Origin of the sequence: Brevundimonas albigilva (genome assembly GCF_023573565.1) — a bacterium.
Classification (GTDB): Bacteria; Pseudomonadota; Alphaproteobacteria; order Caulobacterales; family Caulobacteraceae; genus Brevundimonas; species Brevundimonas albigilva.
In genome coordinates, this window is the sequence record NZ_CP097649.1 from 117,283 (window position 1) to 141,296 (window position 24,014).

At 70.9% G+C, this 24,014-nt stretch carries 23 protein-coding genes; 11 read left to right on the plus strand and 12 right to left on the minus strand.

Annotated elements, in window-relative coordinates; genetic code table 11:
• Window positions 1–8: 8 nt before the first annotated feature.
• Genes addA through M8231_RS00680 form a run of 6 tightly spaced genes read right to left on the minus strand, consistent with a single transcriptional unit; the run spans window position 9 to window position 9,731 of the window.
• Window positions 9–3,527 carry a double-strand break repair helicase AddA gene (gene addA / locus M8231_RS00655; protein ID WP_250202025.1) on the minus strand — a complete coding sequence of 1,173 codons (3,519 nt, stop codon included), beginning with the start codon at window positions 3,525–3,527 and terminating at the stop codon, window positions 9–11.
• Window positions 3,524–6,613, minus strand: a complete 3,090-nt coding sequence (gene addB, locus M8231_RS00660) for a double-strand break repair protein AddB (protein WP_250202026.1) — start codon at window positions 6,611–6,613, stop codon at window positions 3,524–3,526. Before addB ends, addA begins: the two co-directional genes overlap by 4 nt.
• A complete protein-coding gene (gene murU, locus M8231_RS00665; protein WP_249751629.1) occupies window positions 6,610–7,329 on the minus strand; it encodes an N-acetylmuramate alpha-1-phosphate uridylyltransferase MurU in 720 nt (239 codons plus the stop codon). Before murU ends, addB begins: the two co-directional genes overlap by 4 nt.
• Window positions 7,326–8,417: an N-acetylmuramate/N-acetylglucosamine kinase AmgK gene (gene amgK / locus M8231_RS00670; RefSeq protein WP_250202027.1), complete on the minus strand. Its 1,092-nt coding sequence runs from the start codon at window positions 8,415–8,417 to the stop codon at window positions 7,326–7,328. The genes murU and amgK overlap by 4 nt, the downstream gene beginning before the upstream one ends.
• Complete coding sequence (gene tsaE / locus M8231_RS00675; RefSeq protein ID WP_250202028.1) at window positions 8,410–8,868, minus strand: tRNA (adenosine(37)-N6)-threonylcarbamoyltransferase complex ATPase subunit type 1 TsaE; 459 nt, start codon at window positions 8,866–8,868, stop codon at window positions 8,410–8,412. The genes amgK and tsaE overlap by 8 nt, the downstream gene beginning before the upstream one ends.
• Window positions 8,865–9,731, minus strand: coding sequence for a GNAT family N-acetyltransferase (locus tag M8231_RS00680; protein WP_250202029.1), 867 nt, complete (start codon window positions 9,729–9,731; stop codon window positions 8,865–8,867). Before M8231_RS00680 ends, tsaE begins: the two co-directional genes overlap by 4 nt.
• Window positions 9,732–9,904: 173 nt before the next feature.
• Here M8231_RS00680 and M8231_RS00685 point away from each other — a divergent pair, with 173 nt between their 5' ends.
• Window positions 9,905–12,016 carry a S9 family peptidase gene (locus M8231_RS00685; protein ID WP_249751627.1) on the plus strand — a complete coding sequence of 704 codons (2,112 nt, stop codon included), beginning with the start codon at window positions 9,905–9,907 and terminating at the stop codon, window positions 12,014–12,016.
• 68 nt (window positions 12,017–12,084) lie between these two features.
• Here the strand turns inward: M8231_RS00685 and M8231_RS00690 are convergent, their stop codons facing one another.
• Window positions 12,085–12,417, minus strand: a complete 333-nt coding sequence (locus M8231_RS00690) for a hypothetical protein (protein ID WP_250202030.1) — start codon at window positions 12,415–12,417, stop codon at window positions 12,085–12,087.
• On the opposite strand from M8231_RS00690, the gene M8231_RS00695 reads away from it, so the two are divergent.
• From M8231_RS00695 to M8231_RS00705, 3 genes are read left to right on the plus strand one after another with little or no spacing between them, the layout of a single operon-like run.
• Window positions 12,416–12,568 (plus strand): hypothetical protein, encoded by a 153-nt coding sequence (locus M8231_RS00695; protein WP_249751625.1) that lies wholly within the window; start codon window positions 12,416–12,418, stop codon window positions 12,566–12,568. The two genes, M8231_RS00690 and M8231_RS00695, sit on opposite strands and share 2 nt — an antisense overlap.
• 17 nt (window positions 12,569–12,585) lie before the next feature.
• A complete protein-coding gene (locus tag M8231_RS00700; protein WP_250202031.1) occupies window positions 12,586–14,634 on the plus strand; it encodes an AsmA family protein in 2,049 nt (682 codons plus the stop codon).
• 46 nt (window positions 14,635–14,680) lie between these two features.
• Entirely contained in the window at window positions 14,681–15,532 is an 852-nt protein-coding gene (locus tag M8231_RS00705; protein WP_250202032.1) for an alpha/beta hydrolase, read from the plus strand.
• A gap of 15 nt (window positions 15,533–15,547) precedes the next feature.
• Here M8231_RS00705 and hslV read toward each other — a convergent pair whose 3' ends face one another.
• Window positions 15,548–16,114 carry an ATP-dependent protease subunit HslV gene (gene hslV / locus M8231_RS00710; protein ID WP_249751620.1) on the minus strand — a complete coding sequence of 189 codons (567 nt, stop codon included), beginning with the start codon at window positions 16,112–16,114 and terminating at the stop codon, window positions 15,548–15,550.
• 142 nt (window positions 16,115–16,256) lie between these two features.
• Here hslV and M8231_RS00715 point away from each other — a divergent pair, with 142 nt between their 5' ends.
• From M8231_RS00715 to M8231_RS00725, 3 genes are all read left to right on the plus strand, one after another.
• Window positions 16,257–16,655, plus strand: a complete 399-nt coding sequence (locus M8231_RS00715; RefSeq protein WP_249751619.1) for a BLUF domain-containing protein — start codon at window positions 16,257–16,259, stop codon at window positions 16,653–16,655.
• Window positions 16,656–16,725: 70 nt separating this feature from the next.
• Window positions 16,726–17,136: a BLUF domain-containing protein gene (locus M8231_RS00720; protein WP_249751618.1), complete on the plus strand. Its 411-nt coding sequence runs from the start codon at window positions 16,726–16,728 to the stop codon at window positions 17,134–17,136.
• 39 nt (window positions 17,137–17,175) lie between these two features.
• Entirely contained in the window at window positions 17,176–17,988 is an 813-nt protein-coding gene (locus tag M8231_RS00725) for a HesA/MoeB/ThiF family protein (protein ID WP_249751617.1), read from the plus strand.
• 51 nt (window positions 17,989–18,039) lie between these two features.
• On the opposite strand, the gene M8231_RS00730 is transcribed toward M8231_RS00725, so the two are convergent.
• On the minus strand, window positions 18,040–18,288 hold the full coding sequence (locus tag M8231_RS00730; protein ID WP_249751616.1) for a hypothetical protein: 249 nt from the start codon (window positions 18,286–18,288) through the stop codon (window positions 18,040–18,042).
• A 117-nt stretch (window positions 18,289–18,405) separates the two neighbouring features.
• Window positions 18,406–19,392: a 2-hydroxyacid dehydrogenase gene (locus tag M8231_RS00735; protein WP_249751615.1), complete on the minus strand. Its 987-nt coding sequence runs from the start codon at window positions 19,390–19,392 to the stop codon at window positions 18,406–18,408.
• A 68-nt stretch (window positions 19,393–19,460) separates the two neighbouring features.
• Here M8231_RS00735 and M8231_RS00740 point away from each other — a divergent pair, with 68 nt between their 5' ends.
• The 3 genes from M8231_RS00740 to fabB all read left to right on the plus strand — a co-directional run bounded on the left by M8231_RS00740 (window position 19,461) and on the right by fabB (window position 21,924).
• Entirely contained in the window at window positions 19,461–20,033 is a 573-nt protein-coding gene (locus M8231_RS00740) for an SH3 domain-containing protein (RefSeq protein WP_249751614.1), read from the plus strand.
• 71 nt (window positions 20,034–20,104) lie between these two features.
• Window positions 20,105–20,638, plus strand: coding sequence for a 3-hydroxyacyl-[acyl-carrier-protein] dehydratase FabA (fabA, locus tag M8231_RS00745; RefSeq protein WP_249751613.1), 534 nt, complete (start codon window positions 20,105–20,107; stop codon window positions 20,636–20,638).
• Window positions 20,639–20,706: 68 nt separating this feature from the next.
• Window positions 20,707–21,924 carry a beta-ketoacyl-ACP synthase I gene (fabB, locus tag M8231_RS00750; RefSeq protein ID WP_250202033.1) on the plus strand — a complete coding sequence of 406 codons (1,218 nt, stop codon included), beginning with the start codon at window positions 20,707–20,709 and terminating at the stop codon, window positions 21,922–21,924.
• A 171-nt stretch (window positions 21,925–22,095) separates the two neighbouring features.
• Here the strand turns inward: fabB and truA are convergent, their stop codons facing one another.
• Window positions 22,096–22,839, minus strand: coding sequence for a tRNA pseudouridine(38-40) synthase TruA (truA, locus tag M8231_RS00755; RefSeq protein ID WP_249751612.1), 744 nt, complete (start codon window positions 22,837–22,839; stop codon window positions 22,096–22,098).
• 12 nt (window positions 22,840–22,851) lie between these two features.
• Here truA and M8231_RS00760 point away from each other — a divergent pair, with 12 nt between their 5' ends.
• A complete protein-coding gene (locus M8231_RS00760) occupies window positions 22,852–23,094 on the plus strand; it encodes a hypothetical protein (protein WP_249751611.1) in 243 nt (80 codons plus the stop codon).
• On the opposite strand, the gene fmt is transcribed toward M8231_RS00760, so the two are convergent.
• Window positions 23,086–24,009, minus strand: coding sequence for a methionyl-tRNA formyltransferase (gene fmt / locus M8231_RS00765; RefSeq protein ID WP_249751610.1), 924 nt, complete (start codon window positions 24,007–24,009; stop codon window positions 23,086–23,088). The two genes, M8231_RS00760 and fmt, sit on opposite strands and share 9 nt — an antisense overlap.
• Window positions 24,010–24,014: the final 5 nt, after the last annotated feature.

Below are 24,014 nucleotides of genomic sequence, written 5' to 3' on the forward strand. Positions count from 1 at the left end.
CGGGCAAATCAACCGCTCGCCAGCGCCGCCTTCAGCATCGGCTCGGGGATCGGCATCAGCCTTGGCCCGTCGGTCCAGACCAGGGCCGCCTCGACCGGGCGGTCCGGGTAGAGCCGCCTGAGCACCGCGGCATAGACCGCCGCCTGGAGCACATAGGCCGGATCGACCGCCTCGATCACGTCGGGGGCGGGGCGGTTGGTCTTGTAGTCGACGACCAGAACGCGCTCGGGCGTGACCACCAGCCGGTCGATGCGGCCGTTGATCGCGACGCCGGCGGGCAGTTCGGGCGCCGATCCGGTCAGGGCGACCTCGGCGCGCGAGCCGGGGCCGAAGACGGGGGCGAAGCGGTCGTCGTCCAGCACCGAGAAGGCGGCGGCGATCATCTCGGCGCGCTGGGCCTCGTTCAGGTCGACCTCGCGCGCCAACAGGCGACGCGCCGCGTCGGGGCGATCGGCCGGGGGGATGTCGGGCAGGCGTTCCAGCAGGCGGTGGATCAGGTCGCCGCGACGGAACCGACCCAGGGCCGAGCCGAGCCCCGCTCCGCCGCCCGCCTGGGCCAGGGGGGAGGGCGCCGGGATGCGAATCGACCCTTCCATCCGCGACGGCGAGGCGAAACGGGCCGCGGCGTCGGCGGGCGGCGGCCGCATCGCCCAGTCGGGGACGACCGCGCGCGCGGCGGCGGCCGAGGGCGTCGGCGCCCCGGAGGCGGGATCGGGCCCGAACCGCAGGCGGCCTTCGGGAAGATCGCGCACCTTTCCTTCGGCCTTCAGCCGCTCGAAGGTTCCGGCGATCACGTCCCACCAGCTGCCGGCCTCGAACCCCTCCTTGGGCGAACGGGTCTTGCGGCCCATGACGATCAGCCGGTCGCGCGCGCGGGTCAGGGCGACATAGAGCAGGCGCAGGGATTCCGCGTCGGCGCGGTCCACGCGGGCCTGGCGCACCTGGGCCGAAAGGGCGCAGTCGGCCTTGGCGCTGGAGGGGCACATCAGCCAGGCTTCCGTCCCGTCGGGCAGGGCGGCGGGCATCAGGGTGGGCCCCTGCGGTTTCGCCTTCGCCGTCGTGTCGGGCAGGATCACGATCGGCGCCTCCAGCCCCTTGGAGCCGTGGACGGTCATCACGCGCACCTCGTCGCGCGCGCCCTCCATCTCGCGCTTCACCTCGACATCGGCCTGTTCCAGCAGGCTCAGGCAGGTCTCCAGGTCGCGGCCGCCCCGCTCCTCGGCCGCCAGGACCTGGGCCAGGGTCTCGTCGATCGCCTCCTCGGCCTCTCGTCCCAGCCGGTCCAGGATGCGCGCGCGGCCCGAGCGGCCGTCGGCGCCGATCCGGTTCAGCGCCAGGGAGAAGAAGGCGAACGGGGCGCGGTCGCGCGCGGCGATCAGCGCCTCCAGCAGGGCGCGCGCCTCGGCCCAGGCCGGCTGTTCGTGCGCGCGGTCCCTCAGGGTCCGCCACAGGCCGCGACCCTGGCGCGCCACCTTGTCCGCCAACGGATAGAGGGCGTGGTCCGGCCCGAAATCGGGCACGTCGCAGAACGGGCTGCGCAGGATTTCCGCCAGCGACAGGTCGTCGTCGGGATAGAGGGCGAACCGCGCCAGGGAGACCAGGTCGTCGAAGACGATGTGGCTGGACAGCTTCAGCCGGTCGGCCCCCGCGACGGGGACGCCCTCGATCTTCAGTGCGCGGATGATCTCCTCGAAGGTGGCGTCGCGACGGCGCACCAGCACCAGGAAATCGCCGTAGCGGACGGGGCGCATCGCTCCGCGGCGTTCGGGGTCGTGGATGGCCGCGCCTTCCCGCACCTGGCGTCCGATCTCGCGCGCCAGGGCCTGGGCCAGCTGTTTTCTCGCGCTGCGGCTGTCCTCCTTGTCGACGGGGGCGTTCCAGGCCTCGCGGTCGGGCGTGGCGGGATCCTCGAACAGGGGCCACAGGTCCACCGAGCCCGACTGGCCGGCGCGGGCGGGCCGGTGCACGGCGATGTCGCCGGCGTCCCCCGCCAGGGCGCGGGTCCGTTCGGGGTTGTCGAAGGCCGCATCGACGAAAGCCAGGATCTCGGGCGTGGAGCGGAACGAGGTGTCCAGCGGCACCTCGCGGAACTGGGCCCCCGCCGCGCGCGCCAGGGCGTCATAGGCCCGCGCCTCCTGCCTCAGCCGTTCCGGCCGGGCGCCCTGGAAGGAATAGATCGACTGCTTCTCGTCGCCGACGCCGAAGACGGTGCGGGGGATGGCGGCGTCGCGACGAGCCGCGCCGTCTCCGGCGAAGAAGGGCTCGGTCAGGGCGCGCACGATGGCCCACTGATCCGGCGCCGTGTCCTGGGCCTCGTCGATCAGCACGTGCTCGATTCCGCCGTCCAGCTTGTAGAGCACCCAGGCGGCGCTGGCGCGCCGGGTCAGCAGCTCGACCGTGCGGCCGACCAGGTCGGTGAAGTCCAGCGCCCCCCTGGCCCGCTTGGCCGCCTCATAGAGGGCGGCGTGGACGCCCGCCAGGGTCAGGACCTTGCGCGTCTCGTCGGCGACACGCGCCGCGCGGGCCCGGTCCAGCGTCGACAGGTACTTCAGCGAGATGTCGGCCAGATAGGTCGAGGCGCCGGGCGGGGCCTTGGACGTGCCGAACCTGTCGCGCGCCACGCCCTTGGAATCGATGAAGATCGACGTCATGGCCTGAAGCGTCGTCTCGGGCGGGACGGCGGCGCGCATCTGGGCCGCCAGCTTCTGGTCGTTGGCGCCGCCCGCGGCGAAGCCGTCGGCGGCGGCCCGCCAATCGTCGGGATTCAGCCAGGCCATGAAGTCGGCCTCGATGGCCTGGGGCGTCTCGTCGGGCGCGACCCCGCACAGGACGTGCGGCCCCGGCGCGGTCCCGGCCTCGATGCGGGCCAGATAGTCCAGCAGCGCCTCGCGCCGGGCTTCGATGGCGTCGAGCAGGGCGTGAAAGTCGCCCCACGCCAGTTCCACCGCGAAGTGGGCGTAGGCGTCCCCGACCGGGCCGTCGCCGTCCTTCAGCGCGTAACGGGCCAGATCCTCTCGCGCGGCGTGGGACAGGGTCAGCGCCGCTTGGTCCTCCAGCACCTCGAAACCCGGCGCGACCCCGGCCTCCAGCGGAAAGCGGCGCAACAGCTTTTCGCAGAAGGCGTGGATGGTCTGGATCTTCAGCCCGCCGGGCGTCTCCAGCGCGCGGGCGAACAGGACGCGGGCCTCGGACAGTTCGGCGTCGCCCAGATCGCCGGGGTCGCGCCCGTCCAGCCGGGCCAGGTCCTCAGCCAATGCGCGGTCGTCGGCGACGGCCCATTCGCCCAGCCGCTGGAACAGCCGGGCCTGCATCTCGGCGGCGGCGGCCTTGGTGTAGGTGACGCACAGGATCTCGCCCGGCTTCACCCGTTTCAGCAGCAGGCGCGCCACCCGGCTGACCAGGGTGGTGGTCTTGCCCGACCCGGCGTTGGCGGTGACGAAGATCGACAGGGCCGGATCGGCGGCGGTCGCCTGATTGGCGCGGGCCAGGTCCACGGGGTTCGGGTCGAGCGGGGACGGGTCGGTCATTCGGTCGCCTCGTCCTCTCCGCCCACGACGTGCCATTCCCACACGCGCGCTAGGTGGTCGTAGTTGCCGCCGAAGGAGCCCATGAACTGGGGCGCCACCCACGAGGCGTAGGGCGTGGCCTCGTCGTCGAAGGCCTCGACGCCCTGCTTAAGCCGTTCCAGCTCGCGCGTCGCCAGGTCGGCGGCCGACAGGGCGTTGCTGCGCCCCTGCCGGGAGACGTCGGTGACGACGCCCGGCTCGCGACGGCCGGTGACCCGCACATACAGCAGTTCGCTGGCCTGGGTCGGCGGGGCGGAAAAGCCGCCTTCGGCCAGGATGGCGGCGGTCAGGGTCAGCTGCGGGGCGAAACCCTGCACCACCTGCTTCTGGCTGGGCGTCGATCCGGTCTTGAAGTCGATCACGGCCGCGCCGGTCGCGTCCAGCTCGATCCGGTCGGCGCGCGCGGTCAGGGTGAAGGGGCCGCCCGGCGCATCGAAGGCCAGGGCGCCCGACTGTTCGATCAGCAGGGTCGCGCCCCGTTCGCGCCGCTCGCGCTCGAACCGCTCCAGCCAACGGGCGCAGTTGCGGGCCAAGGGACGCTCTCGGGCCAGGGCGGCGTCCTCGAACCCGGCGTCGGTCAGGGCTTCGTGCAGGAAGCCCTCGATCTGGTCGGCGCAGTCGTCCGGCAGGGCCTCGGGCCAGGTGTGGACGATGCGTTCGATGGCGGCGTGGATGGCGTTTCCGCGCGCCATCGCCTCGGCCGAAGCGCCGGGCCGGTCCAGGACCTTCAGCCCCAGGATGCGCTGGGCGTATATGGCGTAGGGGTCGCGCACCCAGCGCTCCACGCCGGTGACGGGCAGTTCGCGCGGCCGCCGGTCCGCGGGCGGCGTCGGCGCGGGACGGCGGGCGTAGTCGGGCGCGGGCCGCGCCGGGGCGTCCAGCGCGCGGGTCCATTCGGCGACGTGAGCAGGGGCGGGGACGACCACGGGCGTTGTCTCGGCGTCGGCCCCGCGCGCCAGCATGTCCAGTCGCCACAGCCAGCGCGAGCGCACGGCCGGCTGGCCCCCGCGCCGCTCGGTGTGGATCAGGACGGCTTCGTCCGCGCAGGCGGCCTGGACGAAGTCCTGGGCGCTCTGGCCGATGCGGCGTTCCGGCGGCGGCAGGCCCAGCGCCTTTCGCATCGGCCGCGACAGGAAGGGATCGACCGGCGCGCCCTGGGGCCAGACGCCCTCTTCCAGACCGGCCAGGATCATTCGGTCGGCCCGCACCAGCCGCGCCTCGATGGCGCCCAGGATCCGCAGCGACGGATGGGTCGCCCCGCCGGTGCGGACCACGGAATCGGCCAGCAGCCCCTGGACCAGGTCGACCAGGTCCTGGGGCCGCACCGCGCCCAGGGAAGCCCCGCCGGTGATGAGATTCGACAACAGGGCGGCGGCGGCCTCCCCGTCCAGCCCGGCCCAGGCGTCCTGGCCCGCCAGCGCCTCGACGAGGGCCGTCAGGGCGCGCGCGGCGGCGTCCAGCGGGGCCTCGGGCCCGAAGACGGCGCGGGCGGCCGACGCCAGGCTTTCCAGCCGGGCCGACAGGGCGCGGGCCTCGGCGTGGCGCCTGACCCGCCCTTCGGAGGGCGGGGCGCCGTCGCGGTTCGGCCCCAAGGCCTTGTCCAGCCTGAGGTTCAGCCGCGCGAAACTGGACGGGCGCGGGCCGCGCAGGCCCATGTCCTCCAGGGCGGCGGTCGCGCGGGCCGGGTCGACCTCGCCCAGGTCCAGGCTGACCAGCGGGTGTTTCAGCAGGCCCAGCAGCACCTGCGGATCGGTGCGCGTCGCCATCCACCGCGCGCAGAGATCGACCAGCACGCCGGCCGGCATCCGGTTCAGCGGCTGGCCCGCCGAGGCGTCGGCGACGACGCCCCACCGTTCCAGCCGCGCGGCGACGCGCCGGCCCAGCCCCTGATCCGGCGTGACCAGGGCGCAGGTCTTTCCGGGCGTTTCCAGCACCTCGCGCATCATCAGGGCGATGGCGGCCGCGGTCTCCTCGTCGTGACGCATCGTCAGGACCGACAGACCGTCCAGCCCGTCGGCGATGGGATCGCTGGACCGGCCGGCCTCGGCCGCGCGGACGCGGATGTCGCGGATGGCGTCGCGCCAGTCGCCGGTGGCGTCGGCGGGACGCAGGGCCTCGTTCAGCAGACGCTGGCGGGCCAGGCCCTTCTGTTCGACCGAGGCCGAGACGGCGGGGCGGAACCAGGGGCGGACCGCCGCGCGGGGAACGTCGTGCCGTTCCAGCAGACGCTTCAGCGCGCGCTGGGGGTGCTGTTCGTTGTCGGCGTCGATCTGGCGCCAGACCTGCTCGTCCAGATCAAGGTCGAGGCCCGGCAGGACCACGCATCCCAGGGGCGCGCGCGCCACCGCGCCCAGGACGTCGGCGGCGGCGGGCATGGTGCCGGTCGAACCGGCGGCGATGACCGGCTGGGCCGGCGGATGGGCGTCCCACAGTTCGGCGAGACGGCGCAGCAGGGTCGCGCGTCGCCAGGCCGGGTCGACCAGGCCCAGTTCCTTCAGACGCTCCGGCCAGGCCCTGACCCCCAGTCCCAGGAATTCGGCCGACCGCTCCCAGTGTTCGGCCATCTCGCCCTCGACCAGGCGCGCGACGCGCTCCGGCTCGACCACCTCCTCCAGCTGGCACGAGTCCAGGAAGCCGCCCAGGGCGTCTGCCAGGTCCAGCGCCCGCATCGGCGTCAGGTCGGAATCGAACCGCTCCACGATCATGCGCGCCATTTCGAACCGGCGCGTCAGCGGGGCGATGGCGGGCGGCAGGTCCAGGCCCAGGGCGCCGGGCGTGAAGGGCGGCTCGTCCTCCTCCAGATCGCCCAGCGGCCGCACCTGGGGCAGCAGCACCGGACGATCCCGGGACAGTCTGGACAGGGCGCCGGCGAAAGCCCGCGCCGCCCGACGATTGGGCAGCAGGATGAGGGCGTCCGACAAGGTTTCCGGCGCCTGTTCGCCCAGCCAGTCCAGCACGCCGGCGGCCAGATCCTCCAGGAACGGCCGGTGCGCCGGCACGGCGAACCAGCGGGGGCCGGACCCGACGAAGGGGTCGAATCCGCTCACGCGGCCTCGCCCAGCCTGGCCTCGGCTTCGTCCCGCGCGCCGGGGTCGCCAACGTGCATCCAGTCGCCGTCAAGCACGCAGCCGAACAGGCGTCCCTCGGCCGCCGACCGGCGCCACAGGGGGCTCAGCGAAAAGGGGCCGTCCGGGCCGTCGTCGGCGTATCCGGGCCGGGTGATGTGGACGCCCATATAGGCGAAGGGGGCGGACGGGGCGTCGCCGCGAAAGGTCAGGCGACCGTCTTCGGCCAGGAAGAAATCGCCGTCGCCCTCGAAGCCGATCGAGCCCTCGCGGCGGGCCAGCAGCAGGGCGGCGTCCATCGTATCCGGGTTCCACAGGCGGACCAGGTCGGCCAGGGCGTCCCCCCGGTCGATCCAGATGCTGTCGATATTGGCCACGAACACCGGATCGTCGCCCAGCAGGGCATGGGCCTTCTTCAGCCCGCCGCCGGTCTCCAGCAGTTCGGCGCGCTCGTCGGAGATGACGACCTCGGGGCCGCGGTCCCGCGAATTCAGATGGCCTTCCAGCCGGTCGGCGAACCAGTGGACGTTGACCACGGCCTTTTCCACCCCGGCGTCGGCCAGCCGGTCCAGCACATGGTCGATCAGGGCGCGGCCGCCCACCTCGACCAGGGCCTTGGGCCGGTCGTCGGTCAGGGGGCGCATCCGGGTGCCCAGGCCGGCGGCCAGCACCATCGCGGTCGTGGGCGCGCGGCTCATGCCCGGACCTCCGCCGGCACGTGCCGGTCGAACCAGCGCGCGACGGGCGCCAGGGCCGGCTGTTCCAGATTGGCGTTCAGATGTCGCCACATGCGCGGCAGGAAGCGGGCGTAGCGCGGCTTGCCGTCCCGCGCGATCAGCCGGGCGAAGATCCCGATGATCCGCGCCTGGTTCAGCGCCGCCAGACCGGCGTAGTCGGCCATGAAGGCGGCCCGGTCGACGCCGGGACGCAGGGCGAAATAGCGGTCCAGCGCCTGGGCTTCCAGGGCGGGCGACACGTCGCGGCGCGCGTCCTGCAACAGGGAGTGCAGGTCCCAGGACGGATGGGCCCGCACCGCGTCTTGGAAGTCGATCATCCCGACCCGCGCGGCGCCCTGGCGCTCGGGCAGCCAGATCAGGTTCTCGGCGTGATAGTCGCGGTGCGCCATGACCGAGGCCCCGCGCGCGCCCGAGGCGACGATCGGCGCCCAGGCCTCGCGCCAGTCGGCGACAGCGTCGTCGTCGAAGCTCACCCGGTCGTCCAGCTTCGGCAGCCAGTCGACGAACAGGTCCGCGCCGCCCTGCAGCGCCGTCTCGTCATAGGTCAGCATCGGCCAGTCGCCGCCGGGGCCGTTCAGGACGGCGGGCGGATCACCGGCGTCATGCAGCGTCGCCAGCGCCTCTATGGCGGCCAGGTAAAGCGGCGTCTCGTCGGCGCCGTCGGCGATCACGCGGGCGAACAGGTCGTCGCCGAAGTCCTCCAGCACCGCCAGGCCGTTCGCGGCGTCGAGGGCGGGCAGGTCGGGCGCCGACAGCCCCAGCGCCTTCAGGTGGGCCGCGACGGCGGCGAAGGCCTCGATCCGGCCGGCCGACAGCCGGGCGACCGCATTCCAGCCGGCGGCGCGGCGCTGGTCCGGCGACCAGGACGGATCGCACGGCGGGCTTTCGGCGGCCGGCGCCTGGTCCATCAGCATCAGGGTGGGGCCGGTCGCGGGCGTCAGCCGTTCGTAGCGCCGGGTCGAGGCGTCGCCGGGCAGGGCAAGGCGCACGGCGTCGTCCAGGCCGGCGGCCTTCAGGAAATCGAGACGGAGGGCTTCGCGGTCAGACATGCAGTTCCTTCACCCGCGTTTCCCAGCGCCCTGCGCCGGAAACGGTCGCAAGGCGGCCTTCGCCCTGTTCGGAGATGGCGATGACCAGCCGATCCGGCCCCAGGAAACGACCGGGATCCTCGCCAAGCCGTTCGGGCCATTCGATGACGGCGCAGCCGTCGTCCAGCGCCTCGTCCAGGCCGATCTCGAACGCCTCTTCCGGCCGGGTCAGGCGATACAGGTCGAAATGCGCCACGGCCGGCTCGCTGTCGTAGAACTGGACCAGGGTGAAAGTGGGCGACGGCACGTCTTCGTCCGGCGTGGTCAGGGCGCGGATCAGGCCGCGCGCCAGGGTGGACTTGCCCATGCCCAGCGGCCCGTACAGCAGCACGCTGTCGCCCGTCCGCAACAGGGGCGCGACGGCCTGGCCCAGGCGCGTGGTGGCCGCGGCGTCGGGCAGCACGATCCTCATGCGAACACCGCGTCGGGGTCGGCGGCCAGCGTGCGCTCGGTGAACCGCTTCAGCGCCTCGGTCGCCCGGGCCGCGTCGATGTCCAGCCGCTGGGCGGGTATGGGGCGGCCGACCTGGACGGTGAAGGACTTGCCCGCCTTGTTCAGCAGTTCGTGGAACAGGGTGACGTCGCGCAGTTCCTGCGAGACCTTGTCGAACAGGTGGAACAGGCGGCTGTAGGGGCCGGCGACATGCATGGGCACGACCGGCGCATCGTATTTCCGCGCCAGGGAGGCGGCGGTCGGGGCCCACTCCGGGTCGGTCAGCCGGCCCGCCCTGTCCACCCGCGCCAGCCTCCCGGCCGGGAACATGACCACGCACCGCTCGGCCTCGAAGGCGTCCCTGGCCGCGTTCAGGGTGGCGCGCGTCTTTTCGCGCGTGCGCTTGGCGTTGACCCATTCCACGGGAATGATCGCCTCGCCCAGGCGCGGCGAGACGCGCAGGGCGTCGGCGTTGGCGAAGAATATCGCATCCTGGCGCCGCGTCCTGACGGCGTCATGGACGGCCACCCCGTCGGCGATGCCGGTCGGATGGTTGCACACCACCACGCAGCGGCCGGCCGCGGGCAGTCGGTCCATGTCCTTCGCCGTCACCTTCAGCGACAACAGGTCGGAGACGTGCTCCAGGGTGTCATGACCGGACAGCGGCCGGATCGCGTCGGCCATCCGCACCGCCTCGCCATAGCCCAGAACGCCGTAGAGGACTGGTCGCACGACCGGCCAGAAGGGCGAGGCCGTCAGGCGCGGCGCGCGCTCGGCGATCAGCACGTCGACGATGTGCGGCTGGGCCCCGGGCGGGGCCGTTGTCGGCGAAGCAGCTTCCATTCTCATCGCTTGTCGCCGGTTCGCCGCGGCCGGGCAAGCTGTCAGATGCGCGCCGCTTCCAAGACGTGGGGCGGCCGCTTGTCGGGGCGGGCGGCCCTCCGCCGCATCGGCAACTTCCGCCCGGCGAACGGTGGTGCTACGCCTCGCGCAGCACGCTTTGCGAGGAATGCCCCATGCGCCACCGTTTCCTGTTGTCCGCCGCCTGCGCGGCCGCCGCCCTGATGGCCGCCGCGCCGGCCCTGGCCCAGGTGCCGCCCGCGCCGGTTCCGGCCGCCCCCGCGACGCCCGACGCCTTCACCTATCGCGACATGATCTCGGCCAACCGTCTGGGCGATCCGCAGGTCTCGCCGGACGGCCGCTATGTGGTCTATTCCGTCACCACCACCGACGTGGCGGCGAACCGGCGGGCGGGCAGCCTATGGATGCTGGATCTGAACGCGCCGGATCAGGCGCCGCGCCGGCTGGCCATCTCGGACCAGGGCGCCAACACCGCCCGCTGGGGCGGGGACGGAAATCTGTACTTCCTGTCCGGAAAGTCGGGGACCAGCCAGGTCTGGCGCGTCGCCTCGCCCACGGCGGCGCCCATTCAGGTCACCAGCCTGCCGCTGGACGTGAACGCCTATCGCCTGAGCCCTTCGGCGGACAAGATGGCGGTGTCGCTGGCCGTCTATCCCGACGCGGCGGACCTGAACGCCTCGGTCGAGACGGGCAAGGCGCTGGCCGAGCGCAAGACCACCGGCCAGGTCTATGACCGCATGTTCGTGCGCCATTGGGACACCTGGAACGACCACACCCAGAACCACCTGTTCGTCCAGTCGATCGGCCGCGACGGCAAGGCGACGGGGCAGCCGGTGTGGGTGACCAAGGGCTTCGACGGCGACACGCCGTCCAAGCCGTTCGGCGACGAGAGCGACTTCACCTTCACCCCGGCGGGCGACGCCATCGTCTTCTCGGCCCGTCTGGCCGGCCAGACCGAGCCGTGGAGCACCAATTTCGACCTGTGGAAGACCAATGGCCTGACCGGCGACGGGACCTTCGCCAACCTGACCCCGGACAATCCGGCCTGGGACGCCGGGCCGGTGTTCTCGCCGGACGGCCGCACCCTGGCCTATCGCGCCATGGCCCGCCCGGGTTTCGAGGCCGACCGCTACCAGATCGTGCTGAAGGACGTCGAGACCGGCCAGACGCGCGAGATCGCCTCGAACTGGGACCGTTCGGCCGACACCCTGCAATGGTCGCGCGACGGCCAGACCCTCTACACCACCGCCGGCGACGTCGGCTCGACCCGGCTGTTCGCGGTGGACACCCGCAACGGGGTGGTGACGCCGATCACGGGGAGCGGTCATGTCTCGGCCTTCCAGCAGACGCCGTCGGGCTTCGTCTTCGCCCAGGACAGCCTGCGCGAGCCGGGCGACCTGTACTTCAAGACCTATCTGGGCCGCGAGACGCCCCGGCGCCTGACCACCGCCAATCCCGACTTCGCCGCCAAGGCGTTCGGCGACTACGAGCAGTTCAGCTTCCCCGGCTGGAACAACGAGACGGTCCACGGCTATGTCATCAAGCCGGTCGGCTATCAGGAAGGGCGCAAGTATCCGGTCGCCTTCCTGATCCACGGCGGACCGCAGGGCTCGTTCGGCGACAGCTGGTCCTATCGCTGGAACCCCGAGACCTACGCCGGCGCCGGCTATGCGGTGGTGATGATCGATTTCCACGGCTCGACCGGCTACGGCCAGGCCTTCACAGACGCGATCAGCCAGCACTGGGGCGACCGCCCGCTGGAGGACCTGCAGAAGGGCTGGGCGGCGGCGCAGCAGAAGTACGACTTCCTGGACGGCGACAACGCCTGCGCCCTGGGCGCCTCGTACGGCGGCTACATGATCAACTGGATCGCCGGGAAGTGGAACGACGCCTTCAAGTGCCTGGTCAACCACGACGGGGTCTTCGACACCTTCGGCATGGGCTACGCGACCGAGGAACTGTGGTTCACCGAATGGGAATACGGCGGCACGCCGTGGGATCACCCCGAGGGCTATCAGAAGTTCAACCCGGCCAATCACGTCGAGAACTGGAAGACGCCGATGCTGGTGGTGCAGGGCGACCTGGATTTCCGCATCCCGACCGCCCAGGGCCTGTCGACCTTCACGGCGCTTCAGCGGCGGGGCGTCGACAGCCGGCTGATCGTCTTCCCCAACGAGAACCACTGGGTGCTGAAGCCGGCCAACAGCCTGCAATGGCACGACGAGGTGTTCGGCTGGCTGAACAAGCATCTCGGCCAGGCCGAGTAGCGCCTGCCGCGATCAGAGAACCGAAGGGCGCGGTCGACGGCCGCGCCCTTTGTCGTTCACCGGATCGTTCAGAGACCGGCGCGGGTGCTGGCCGTGGCGACCAGGCGGCCGTACTCGCGCTCGGTCATGCAGCGCGGCGCCGACCAGGCCTCGCCGTTGCGGCGCGCCTCGACGGCCTCGCGCGCGGTGACGAACACCGGCTGGACGCCATGTTCGCGCTGATAGGCGCGCCGCGTGGCGACGTCGGTGCCGCACATCATCACCGACTGGCGGGCGATGGGCGTCGATCGGTCGATCTTCTGGCTCTGGACCGGATTCTGGGTCGAATTCTGGGCGGCCGCCGGGGCGGCGCTGGCGGCCAGGACCGCGAGGGTCAGGGCGGAAGCAGCGATACGGGTCATGTCAAACATCCTCCATGGCCTGATTTTCGATCAGGACTCTGACGAATTATGCGCCGAATTCTCGCTGTGTAAAGGATTTGCGACATTCCCGCGTCAAATCGACGACAAAGCGCGGGGCGGCGCCAATCGGCGGCTGGCGCGTTGTCTGTGACCTGAGGAGGTGGACGCGTGGCCAGATCACTGAAATGGAACGACATGTGGTCAGGCGTGCGGGACAAGGCGCTGGTTCCGGCCGGCGCCCGCGCCCGCGACTGGCGCGACTGGATCCGGCAGAACGATCCCGTTTACGCCGCGGCCCGCCGGCCCGGCGCGGCCGAGAAATGGGCGGCGTCCGTCACTCTGCTGCTGATCGCCGCCGTCGTCGTCTTCCTGATGCTGTTCGACTGGAACTGGCTGCGCGGGCCGATCGGCCGATGGGCCTCGGCCAAGTATGACCGCGAGATCGCCCTGCGCGGCGACCTGGACGTCAGACTGTTCAGCTGGACGCCGTCGGTCGTCGTCAACGATCTGAAGTTCGGCGGGCCGGACTGGGCGCGCGAGGCGGACACCGCCAACGTCCAGCGGATCGAGGCTTCCGTGCGGCTGCGCAAGCTGTTCGCGGGCCAGATCGAAATGCCGCTGCTCAGCGTCACCCGCCCGGACGTCGTGCTGATCGCCGCCGAAGACGGCCGCAAGAGCTGGGCGCTGGAGCCGGACAAGCCCGACACCGGCGAGGGCATGAAGCTGCCCGTGATCCAGCAGCTGATCATCACGGACGGCCGCATCCGTTTCGACGAGCAGCGTCGCGGCCTGACGCTGGACGCCACGGTGACCGCGCGCGAGACCGCCAACGACGGCGACGCCGGCTTCGTGCTGGACGGCACGGGCGCGTTGAACGACTCGCCCCTGACGCTGCGGATCGAAGGCGGACCCTTCATCAACATCCGCCGCAATCGACCCTACAATTTCGAGGCGGTGCTGAGCGGCGCCGGTTCGCGGCTGACGGCGGACGGGGCGATCACCCGGCCGTTCGACCTGGGTCGGTTCAACGCCACACTGACGCTGGAAGGCCAGAACCTGGCCGACCTGTATCTGCTGACCGGCGTCACTCTGCCCAACACCCCGCGCTACAGGCTGGCCGGCGCGCTGAGCCGCGACGAGCGGATATGGACCTTCAAGGACTTCGACGGCCGGGTCGGCGCCTCGGACCTGTCGGGCGACGTGCGCGTGGATGCGGCCGAGCGGCTGCGGGTCGACGCCGACCTGACCTCGCGACGGCTGGACCTGGACGACCTGCTGGCCGTCTTGGGCGGCCGGCCTCAGACCAATGCGGCCGCGACCGACACCGAGACCACCGTCGCCGCGCCCGGCCGGCTGCTGCCCGACGCCACCCTGCAGGTCGATCGACTGCGGACCATGGACGGGACGCTGAAATATCGCGCCGCCGCGGTGAAGGCGAACGACTTCGACGTCCGCGCGGTCAATCTGGGCGCCGATCTGAAGGACGGCGTGCTGGCCCTGAACCCCGTCAGCTTCGCCTTCAATCGCGGCGAACTGAACGGCACGGCCCGGATCAACGCGACGCGCGACACGCCCTACAGCAATGTGGACTTCCGCCTGTCGGGCTATCCGCTGGAATCCCTGATCCCGGCCGGCGACGGCCCGGCGCCCCTGACCGGCCGGGCCCTGGGCCGGGCCAGGCTGGAAGGACCCGGAGCCTCGATCCACGACTTCGCGGCGGGCTCCAAGGGGTCGATCAGCGTGGTGGTGCCGCAGGGCGAAATGCGCGCCGCCTTCGCCGAACTGCTGGGCATCAACGCCAGCGCGGGCCTTCTGAAGCTGCTCAGCGGCGACCAGTCCAAGGCCGACATCCGCTGCGCCGTGGCCGATTTCACGGTCTCGGGCGGCACGGCGACGGCGCGCACCTTCGTAGTCGACACCGACGTGGTCCTGGCCCAGGGCAAGGGCTCCATCGACCTGGGCGCCGAGACCTTGAACCTGCGCATCGACGGCGAGAGCAAGAAGCCGCGCCTGCTGCGGGTCTGGGCGCCCATCACCGTCGGGGGTCCCCTGACGGCGCCGCGTATCGGCGTGGACGTGGGCGAGGTGGTCGGGCAGGGCGGCCTGGCGGGGCTGCTGGGCGCGGTGGTGGCTCCGGTGACGGCCCTGTTCGCCTTCGTGGATCCGGGCCTGGCGGAGGACGCCGATTGCGGCCGCCTGATCGCCTCCGCGCGCTGAGCCCGGCAGGCGCAGGCCGATTCGCCTCTTGCTACGTATAGGCCCCATGACCCGTAGAGGATTGATCGCGCCGGCCCTGGCGTCCCTGGCCGCCGCCTGTTCGCCGCTGGCCCTGCTCGACCGGTTCGGCCCGCGGGACCCGGGCGCCCGCCGGGCGGGGCGGGACCTGGCCTACGGCGACCACCCTCGCCAGCGGATGGACGTCTATGCGCCCCCCGGAGAGGGTCCGTTTCCGACGCTGGTCTTCTTCTACGGCGGGGGGTGGAATTCGGGATCGCGCGATCTCTACGGCTGGGCGGCGCAGGCCCTGGCCGCGCGCGGCTTCGTCGTCTTCCTGCCCGATTACCGTCTGGTCCCCGAGGTGGTCTTCCCGGTCTTTGTCGAGGATGCGGCGAAGGCGACGGCGCGCGCGGCCGACCTGGCCCCGACCTATGGCGGCGACGCGGCGCGGCTGGCCGTGCTGGGCCATTCCGCCGGCGCCTATCTGGCCCTGATGATCGCGCTGGACGCCCGCTACATGAAGGCGGCCGGCAGGCCCGACCTGATCCGGGCCGCCGCGGGCCTGGCCGGCCCCTACGACTTCCTGCCCTTCGACGTGGCGTCCACCAGGGACGCGTTCGGCGCCGCGCCGGATCCCGTCCAGACCCAGCCCGTGACCTTCGCCCGGGCCGACGCCCCGCCCCTCTGGCTGGGCCACGGCGCCGACGACACGGTCGTGCACGACGAGGACACCCTGATCCTGAACGACCGGATCAAGGCCGCCGGCGGGCGATCGACCGCCCGGATCTATCCCGGCCTGAACCACGCCGACCTGATCGCGACCTTTTCGCCCCTGTTCCGCAAGAAGGCGCCCGTGCTCGATGACCTGGTCGCCTTCCTCCATCGCGCCCTGGGTTGAGCCCCTTGGCGACGGTCAGGCGCCCAGCGTCTCCACCGTCAGGTTGCCGTTCGTATAGACGCAGATTTCGGCGGCGATCTTCATGGCCTTGCGCGCCACCTGCTCGGCGTCCAGGTCGGTCTCCTCGATCAGGGCGCGGGCGGCCGACAGGGCGAAGTTGCCGCCCGAGCCGACGGCGGCGACGCCGTGTTCCGGCTCCAGCACGTCGCCGACGCCGGTGACGGTGAAGATGGAAGAGGCGTCCGCGACCAGCAGCATCGCCTCCAGCCGGCGAAGATAGCGGTCGGTGCGCCAGTCCTTGGCCAGGTCGACACAGGCGCGCGCCAGTTGGTCGGGATACTGCTCCAGCTTGGCCTCAAGCCGCTCGATCAGGGTGAAGGCGTCGGCCGTGGCGCCGGCGAACCCCGCCAGGACCTTGCCCCCCGCGAGCGTCCGGACCTTGCGGGCGGCGCCCTTGACGATGGTCGGGCCCATCGAAACCTGGCCGTCGCCGGCGATCACGGTGCGCCCGTTCTTGCGAACGGCCAGGATGGTGGTGCCGTGCCAGTCGGGAAAGGCGGAGGGGGCGGAAGGACGGGTCATGCGACGCAGATGGCGGCGCGCGTCGCGATCATCAAGGCCATGCGCAAAGCGCCGCGGTTTTCGGTCGCGGCCTAATTTCGACCAATATGCTTCGTATAACGGTCATATTCGACCATTCATCCCGCCAGTTGAAAGCATTAAATTGCTGTACCGCCTCGTTTTTGTGAGCAAAGCTGTCGGGGATGCGGGACAGAGCCCGCAGTCGTTGGCGCACATCCTGGGCGCGTCCGAGCGCAACAATCGCCGTGACGAAGTCAGCGGCGCGATGATGTTTCATGGCGACGAGATCGTGCAGATCGTCGAGGGCGCGCGCACGGACCTGGACCGGCTGATGCGGCGGGTCGCGGTCGATCCGAGGCATTGCGATCTGGTGGTGGTCGAGGATCGACCTGTTATGCAGCGTCGCTATCGCCAGCCCATGCAGTTGTGTCAGACCGATCATCGCTGCGTGGCGCGCCACTCCGGCGGCCGCCCGCTCCGGACCCTGAGCGCGGTCGAGCTGGAGCGGTTGATGCAGGCTTGCAGCCTGCAGGCTGCTTGAGAACACGCGGCTCGACCCCTAGGCTCGCGGCGGCGCGCCGGGATTCGGCGTTCGAGTTCGTGAGTACGCCGTGAAATTGTTTCGAATCGTCTACGTCAGCCGCGCCGCCGAGGCCGTCAGCGACGGACTGATGCCGCTGATCGACATCATCGGCGTGTCGGACCGAAACAATCGTCGCGATCACCTGACCGGCGCCCTGATGCGCCACCAGGGCTTTTTCATTCAGGTGATCGAGGGCGCGCGCGGCGACCTGGACCGGCTGATGAAGCGTCTGCATCAGGACCGCCGGCATGAGGATCTCAGGATCCTGGCGGACCGGCCGGTGGAGAGCCGCGGCTTTCCCGACTGGGCCATGGTGCGGCTGGACGCGCCGCCCGCCGCCGACGATTTCCTGGACGACCATCTGGAGGCCCCCGACGCCGGCGACCGGGCCGAGGCGCTGCTGGTCCAGGCCAGCCGGTCGATGGCCGTCGCGCCCTGAGGCGCTGTTCCCCGACGGTGGAAGACCCTAGATAGGGGCGTGAGCTTTTCCGAAGACGACGTCGAGCGCTACGCCCGCCATCTGGTCCTTGCCGAGGTGGGCGGGCCGGGCCAGCAGGCGCTGAGGCGCGCCAGGGTGCTGATCGTCGGCGCGGGGGGCGTCGGCGCGCCGGCGGCCCTGTACCTGGCGGCGGCGGGCGTCGGGACGCTGGGCCTGATCGACGATGATACGGTCGCCCTGTCCAACCTTCAGCGCCAGGTGCTGTTCGCGACCGAGGATGTCGGCCGGCCCAAGGTCGAGGCCGCGGCGGCGCGCCTGGCTGGGCTGAACCCCGGGGTCGAGGTTCGCGCCTGGCGCGAGCGGCTGACGCCGGAGAACGCCGCCGGCCTGATCGGCGACCACGATCTGGTGATCGACGGCACGGACGACTTCGCCACCCGTCACATCGTCAACGCGGCCTGCGTCGCCGCGGGCAGGCCCCTGGTCTCGGGCGCCCTTGGACGCTGGGACGGGCAGGTCGGGATCTTCGCGGGCCGCCCCTGCTATCAGTGCCTGACGCCCGAGGTCCCGCCCGAGGCGGAGACCTGCGCGCGCGTCGGCGTGGTCGGCGCCCTGGCCGGGGTGATTGGGTCGATGGCGGCGCTGGAGGCGATCAAGCTGATCGTCGGCGCCGGCCAGCCGCTTGAAGGCCGGCTGCTGATCTACGACGGCCTTGCGGGAACCAGCCGCACCGCGCGGGTCGCGGCCGATCCGGATTGTCCCGTGTGCGGGGGCGGCGCCAGAGCGAGATCGGTTGAGGGGGGCGTAGTCCAACTCGGCTCAGATTTCGCTCCAGGATCAACTGGAGCCTGATTCACGGCATCTGCGGAATCGCGAAGCGATTCCACCTCAGCCGATCAGGCTCTAGGCCGCCGTGGCGAAGCGAACGGGCAGCGGCAGGTCGGGCAGCGGCTCGGCGAAGCCCAGGGCCGGATTGCTGAGCACCGTCACGACCCGCTCGCCGCAATACAGGTACAGGGTCTCAAACCCGACCCATCGCCGGGCCAGGTCCTGGAGGGCCCTGTCGGCGGCCTCGTCCGAGGCGGCGTCGAGCACGCAGATGTCCCGCACCGGCACGCCGGGCAGATTGACGATGCAATAGTAGGAGTCCAACGCACGCTTCCTCGAACAGGTCGCCGGAAACGAGGCGCGTCGCCGGCGGTTCCGCCCCTGAACGGCGTTTTCGACAACCGTATGAGGGCGCTCCGACAGGCGTGTGAAATCCGCGCCCTACAACATCGCGGGAATGACCCGATCCGGCGGGCGGTGGCCGTTCTGGAACGTCATGATGTTGGCGATGACGCGGTCGCCCATGTCCTGGCGCGCCTCCAGGGTGGCCGAGCCCAGGTGGGGCAGCAGCACCACATTCGGGTGGCCCAGCAGGCCGGGGTGGATGGCCGGCTCCTTTTCGAACACGTCCAGACCGGCGCCGGCCAACAGGCGGCGGTCGACGGCCTTGGCCAGCGCCTCCTCGTCGATCAGTTCGCCGCGCGCGGTGTTGACTAGGATGGCGTGCGGCTGGAGCCGGGCCAGGCGTTCGGCCGACAGCAGATGGTGGGTGTCTCGGGTCGCCGGGCAGTTCAGGGAGATGATGTCCATGCGCGACAGCATCTGGTCCAGGTCGTCCCAATAGGTGGCGCCCAGTTCTTCCTCGATCAGGGCCGAGACGGGCTTGCGGTTGTGATAGTGGACCTGCAGGCCGAAGGCCTTGGCGCGCCGGGCCAGGGCCTGGCCGATGCGGCCCATGCCGACGATCCCCAGCCGCTTGCCCCACAGCTTGCGGCCGCACATCCAGGTGGGGGTCCAGCCCTCGAAGCGGCCTTCGGCGACCACCTGGGCGCCTTCGACGATGCGGCGGCTGACGGCCAGGATCAGGCTCATGGCCAGGTCGGCGGTGTCCTCGGTCAGGACGCCGGGGGTGTTGGTGACGATGATCCCCCGGGCGACGGCGGCCTCTATGTCGATGTGGTCGACCCCGGCGCCAAAGTTGGCGATCACCTTCAGTTGATCGCCCGCGCCCTGGATCAGCTCGGCGTCGATCACGTCCGTGATGGTCGGGACCAGGACCTGGGCGCGCTGGACGGCCGCCTGCAGCGCCGCACGGTCCATCGGGCGGTCGGTCAGGTTCAGTTCGGCGTCGAACAGTTCGCGCATCCGCGTCTCGACGGCGTCGGGAAGGCGTCTGGTTAATACGACCTTAAGCTTGGAGGCGGACATTGCGGGCCTTGGTCTGCGGGCGGCGATTCAACAGGGATCGGAGCCCGCGAGCGACGGGTCGTGCCTGGGTGTCTAGCAAAGCCGCCATCATCTTCCAAAGCCTTCGCCGTCGCGCCCCGGTTCTGGCGGCCGTGGCGGGCCTGGCCGTGATGGCCGGCGCGGGCCAGACCATGCCCGACGGCCGGCCCACGCCGACCGGGCTTGAGGTGCCGCGCTGGATCTCGCTGAAATCCTCGCACGTGCGTGCGCGTCAGGGACCGGGGCTGGATTATCCGATCCTGTGGGAATACCGCGCCGCCGGCCTGCCGGTGCAGGTGGTGGCCGAGACGACCGAGTGGCGCAAGGTGTGCGACCCGGACGGCGCCGTGGCCTGGATCCATCGCACGGTGTCCTCGGGCCGCCGCTCGGTGTTCAACAACTCCGACGCCGAGATCCCCATCCACGCGGGCAAGTCCGAGACCTCGCCGGTGCGGGCGCGGCTGCAGCCCCGCTCCATCGTCTCGCTGGACGAATGCGAGGACGGCTGGTGCCGGGTGCGGGCGCGGCGTCTGGAGGGCTGGGTCGTCCAGCGCGCGGTCTTCGGCGCCCAGTCGCGGGCCCTGTGCAACGCCAACCGGCCCGCCGGAACCGGACGCGGCTGAAACGCCTGTCTGTTGAGCGAAGCGGCGCGGTCGTGTAACCCGCCCGCAACAGCTGACGGAACGGAACCGCCTTGACCCAATCGCAATATCCCTCGTCCTTCGATCACGAGGCCCTGCTCGCCTCCGGGCGCGGCGAGCTGTTCGGTCCCGGCAACGCCCAGCTGCCGGCCCCGCCGATGCTGATGTTCGACCGGATCACCCAGATCAACGCGGACGGCGGCGCCCACGGCAAGGGCTATGTCGAGGCCGAGCTGGACATCAATCCGGACCTCTGGTTCTTCCAGTGCCACTTCATCGGCGATCCGGTCATGCCGGGCTGCCTGGGCCTGGACGCGATGTGGCAACTGGTCGGCTTCTATCTGGGCTGGATCGGCGGGCCGGGCCGCGGTCGCGCCCTGGGCGTCGGCGACGTCAAGTTCACCGGCCAGGTGACGCCGGACGTCAAGAAGGTGGTCTACAAGATCGACCTGAAGCGGGTCATCAATCGCAAGCTGGTCATGGGCATCGCCGACGGCGTGCTGGAGGCCGACGGCGAGGTGATCTACACCTGCAACGACATGCGGGTGGGCCTGTTCGGCGCCAAGGATCAGGCGACCGGCGGCTGAAGCCCCCATATAGAGCCGCGAACCCAGCGGCCGGCTCCGGGAGGAGCCGCAAGCAAGAAGGATCTCCCATGCGTCGCGTCGTCGTCACCGGCCTTGGCATCGTCTCCTCCATCGGCCACGGCGCCGAGGAAGTGACCCGTTCGCTGCGCGAGGCCCGCTCGGGCGTCGTCGCCGCGCCGGATCACGCCAAATACGGCTTCCGCAGCCAGGTCTGGGCCCCGCCGCAGATCGGCCCGTGGGAGGAACTGGTAGACCGCCGCGCCGCGCGCTTCCTGGCCAACGGCACCGCCTGGGCGCACATCGCCTTCGAGGAGGCGCTGAAGTCGTCGGGCCTGACGGCGGACGAGATCAAGGACGACCGCATCGGCCTGATCGTCGGCGAGGGCGGTCCCTCCACCCAGGTCATCCTGCAGGCGGCCCAGACCACGATGGAGAAGGGCTCGCCCAAGCGGGTCGGCCCGTTCGCCGTGCCCAAGGCCATGGCCAGCGGCCCGTCCGCGGTGCTGTCGACCTGGTTCCAGATGCGCGGGATCAACTATTCGATCAGCTCGGCCTGCGCGACTTCGGCCCACTGCATCGGGGCGGCGGCCGAACAGATCCAGTGGGGCAAGCAGGACGTGGTCTTCGCCGGCGGCTGCGAGGACATCGACTGGTCCATGTCCAACATGTTCGACGCCATGGGCGCCATGTCGTCCGACTTCAACGACACTCCCTCGGTCGCCAGCCGCGCCTACGACAAGGACCGCGACGGCTTCGTGATCGCCGGCGGCGCCGGCATGGTTGTGGTCGAGGAATACGAGCGGGCCAAGGCGCGTGGGGCCGACATCCTGGCCGAAATCGTCGGCTACGCCGCCAACTCGGACGGCTACGACATGGTGGCCCCCTCGGGCGAGGGCGCCCAGCGCTGCATGAAGATGGCGCTGGACCAGGCCGGCGGCCGCACGATCGACTATCTGAACCCGCACGGCACCTCGACCCCCGTGGGCGACGCCAAGGAGATGGAGGCGGTGCGCGCGGTGTTCGGCGACAAGATGCCGATGATCTCCTCGACCAAGTCGCTGACGGGCCACAGCCTGGGCGCGGCGGGCGCGCAGGAGGCGATCTATTGCCTGCTGATGATGCAGAACGGCTTCGCCGCCGAGAGCGCCCACATCGAAAACCTGGACCCGGCGTTCGAAGGCATGCCGATCCTACGCGAACGCAAGGACGGCGAACTGACCACGGTGATGTCCAACAGCTTTGGCTTCGGCGGCACCAACGGCACGCTGATCCTCAGCAAGGTCTGAGGCCGTCATCCTCTCCCGCTTGCGGGAGAGGCGGCCCGGCGTTCGGCGCAGCCGAACCAGGGTCGGAGAGGGGAGTGCTCTCTCCAAAAAGAAGACTTCCCCCATCGTCAGCCGTCTCGCTTCGCTCGACGCGCTGACACTTCCCCCGCAAGCGGGGGAAGGTCGGGAAGATCAGTCGTATCTGACGCCGCTCAGATAGAGCCCCGCCGACGGCGCCACCGGCCCGCATTCGGCGCGGTCCTTCGCGTCCAGAGCCCGTTTCACGTCATGCGCGGTCCAGCGGCCCAGGCCGACCTCGACCAGGGTCCCCGCCATCGACCGCACCTGGCGGTGCAGAAAGCTGCGGGCCTGGAAGACCAGGTGCACCTCCTGGCCGAAGCGGGTCACGCGGGCCACGTCCAGCGTCTTGACCGGCGACTTCGACTGGCAGCCCACGTCGCGGAAGGTGGTGAAGTCGTGGTGGCCGACCAGGACCTGGGCCGCATGGTGCATGGCCTCGGCGTCCAGCGGCTTCTTGACGTGCCAGACCCGGTCCCTTTCCAGCACGGGCTGGGGCCGGCGGTTCAGGATGCGATAGAGATAGGCCCGGCCGGTCGCGGAAAACCGCGCGTGCCAGTCGGGATCCGGCGCGGGCTGGACCGACAGGACGCAGACGTCTTCGTTCACCAGATGGGCGTTCATGGCGTTGAGGATGGTGGTCTCGGGCCAGGCGCGCTGCAGGTCGGCGTGGATCACCTGTTCCAGGGCGTGGACGCCGGTGTCGGTGCGCCCGGCGGCGGCGATGCGGATGCGCTCGCCCGAGAAGGCGGCGATGGCCGTCTCGAGCGCGCCCTGCACCGTAGGCTGGCCGTCCTGGGCCTGGAAGCCGTTGTAGGCCGTGCCGTCATATTCGATAGTGAACTTATACCTAGGCACTCAGGACTCCACATGGCCGTCATCGACCAGTTTCAGCCGCTCGATAGAGAGCGTGATCTCAAGCTGCATCCAACGCACGTGATCGGCCACTATGGCGTGTTCAAACGAGATGGGCGCGTATTCCTGCAGATCGATACCCTCGGCTCTGCCGATCGGGCCAAACCAAACAGTCAAAGCCAGACTTTTCAACTGACATCGGAAAGCGCCAAAGCCCTTTGGGAAATCCTGGGCCGTGAGTTCAATCTATCAGCCTAAAAGGAGCCCGGCGGGCAGGGAGAAGCCGCGCAGCATCTCCTCGGCCGCCTGCGCTGCCTTGCCCTCGCGCTGCACGCGGATCAGGCGCACGGCACCGTTTCCGCAGGCGACGGTCAGGGCGTCGTCCAGAACGGCGCCCGGCGCGCCGGCCCCCTCGGCCAGGGTCGACAGCAGGGCCTTGATCCGCACCGGCCCCGTCTCCGACGGTGCCTCGAACCAGGCGCCGGGGAAGGGCGACAGGCCGCGGATGCGGGCGTCCACCTCGGCGGCGGGGCGGGTCCAGTCGATGCGGGCCTCTGTGGGGGTGATCTTGCGGGCGTAGGTCGGTTCGCCGGCCTGGGGCGTCTCGGTCGCGCCCCCGCGTTCGATGGCGGCCAGGGCGCGGGGCCACAGGCCGGCGCCGACGTGGGCCATGCGCTCGGACAGGCTGGCGGCCGTGTCGTCGGGGTGGATGTCCATGACTTCGCCCAGCAGGATGGGCCCCTCGTCCAGCCCCTCGCTCATCCGCATGATCTGCACGCCGGTCTGGCGGTCGCCGGCCATGATCGCCCGCTGGATGGGCGCGGCCCCGCGCCAGCGCGGCAGCAGCGACCCATGCAGGTTGAAGCAGCCCAGGCGGGGCGCTTCCAGAACCGCGGGCTTGAGGATCTGGCCATAGGCGACGACGCAGGCCGCATCCAGGTCCAGGCTCTGGAAGATGTCGATCGCCTCCGCGGCCTTCATCGACTCGGGCGTGAACACCGGCAGGCCCATGCTCTCGGCGAAGGCGTGGACGGGCGACGGCGTCAGCTTCTGCCCCCGGCCCCTGGGCCGGGGCGGCTGGGAATAGACGGCGACGATCTCGTGGCCCGAGGCGATCAGCTCGGCCAGCGACGGAACGGCGAATTCGGGGGTACCCATGAAGGCGAGGCGCATGGGCA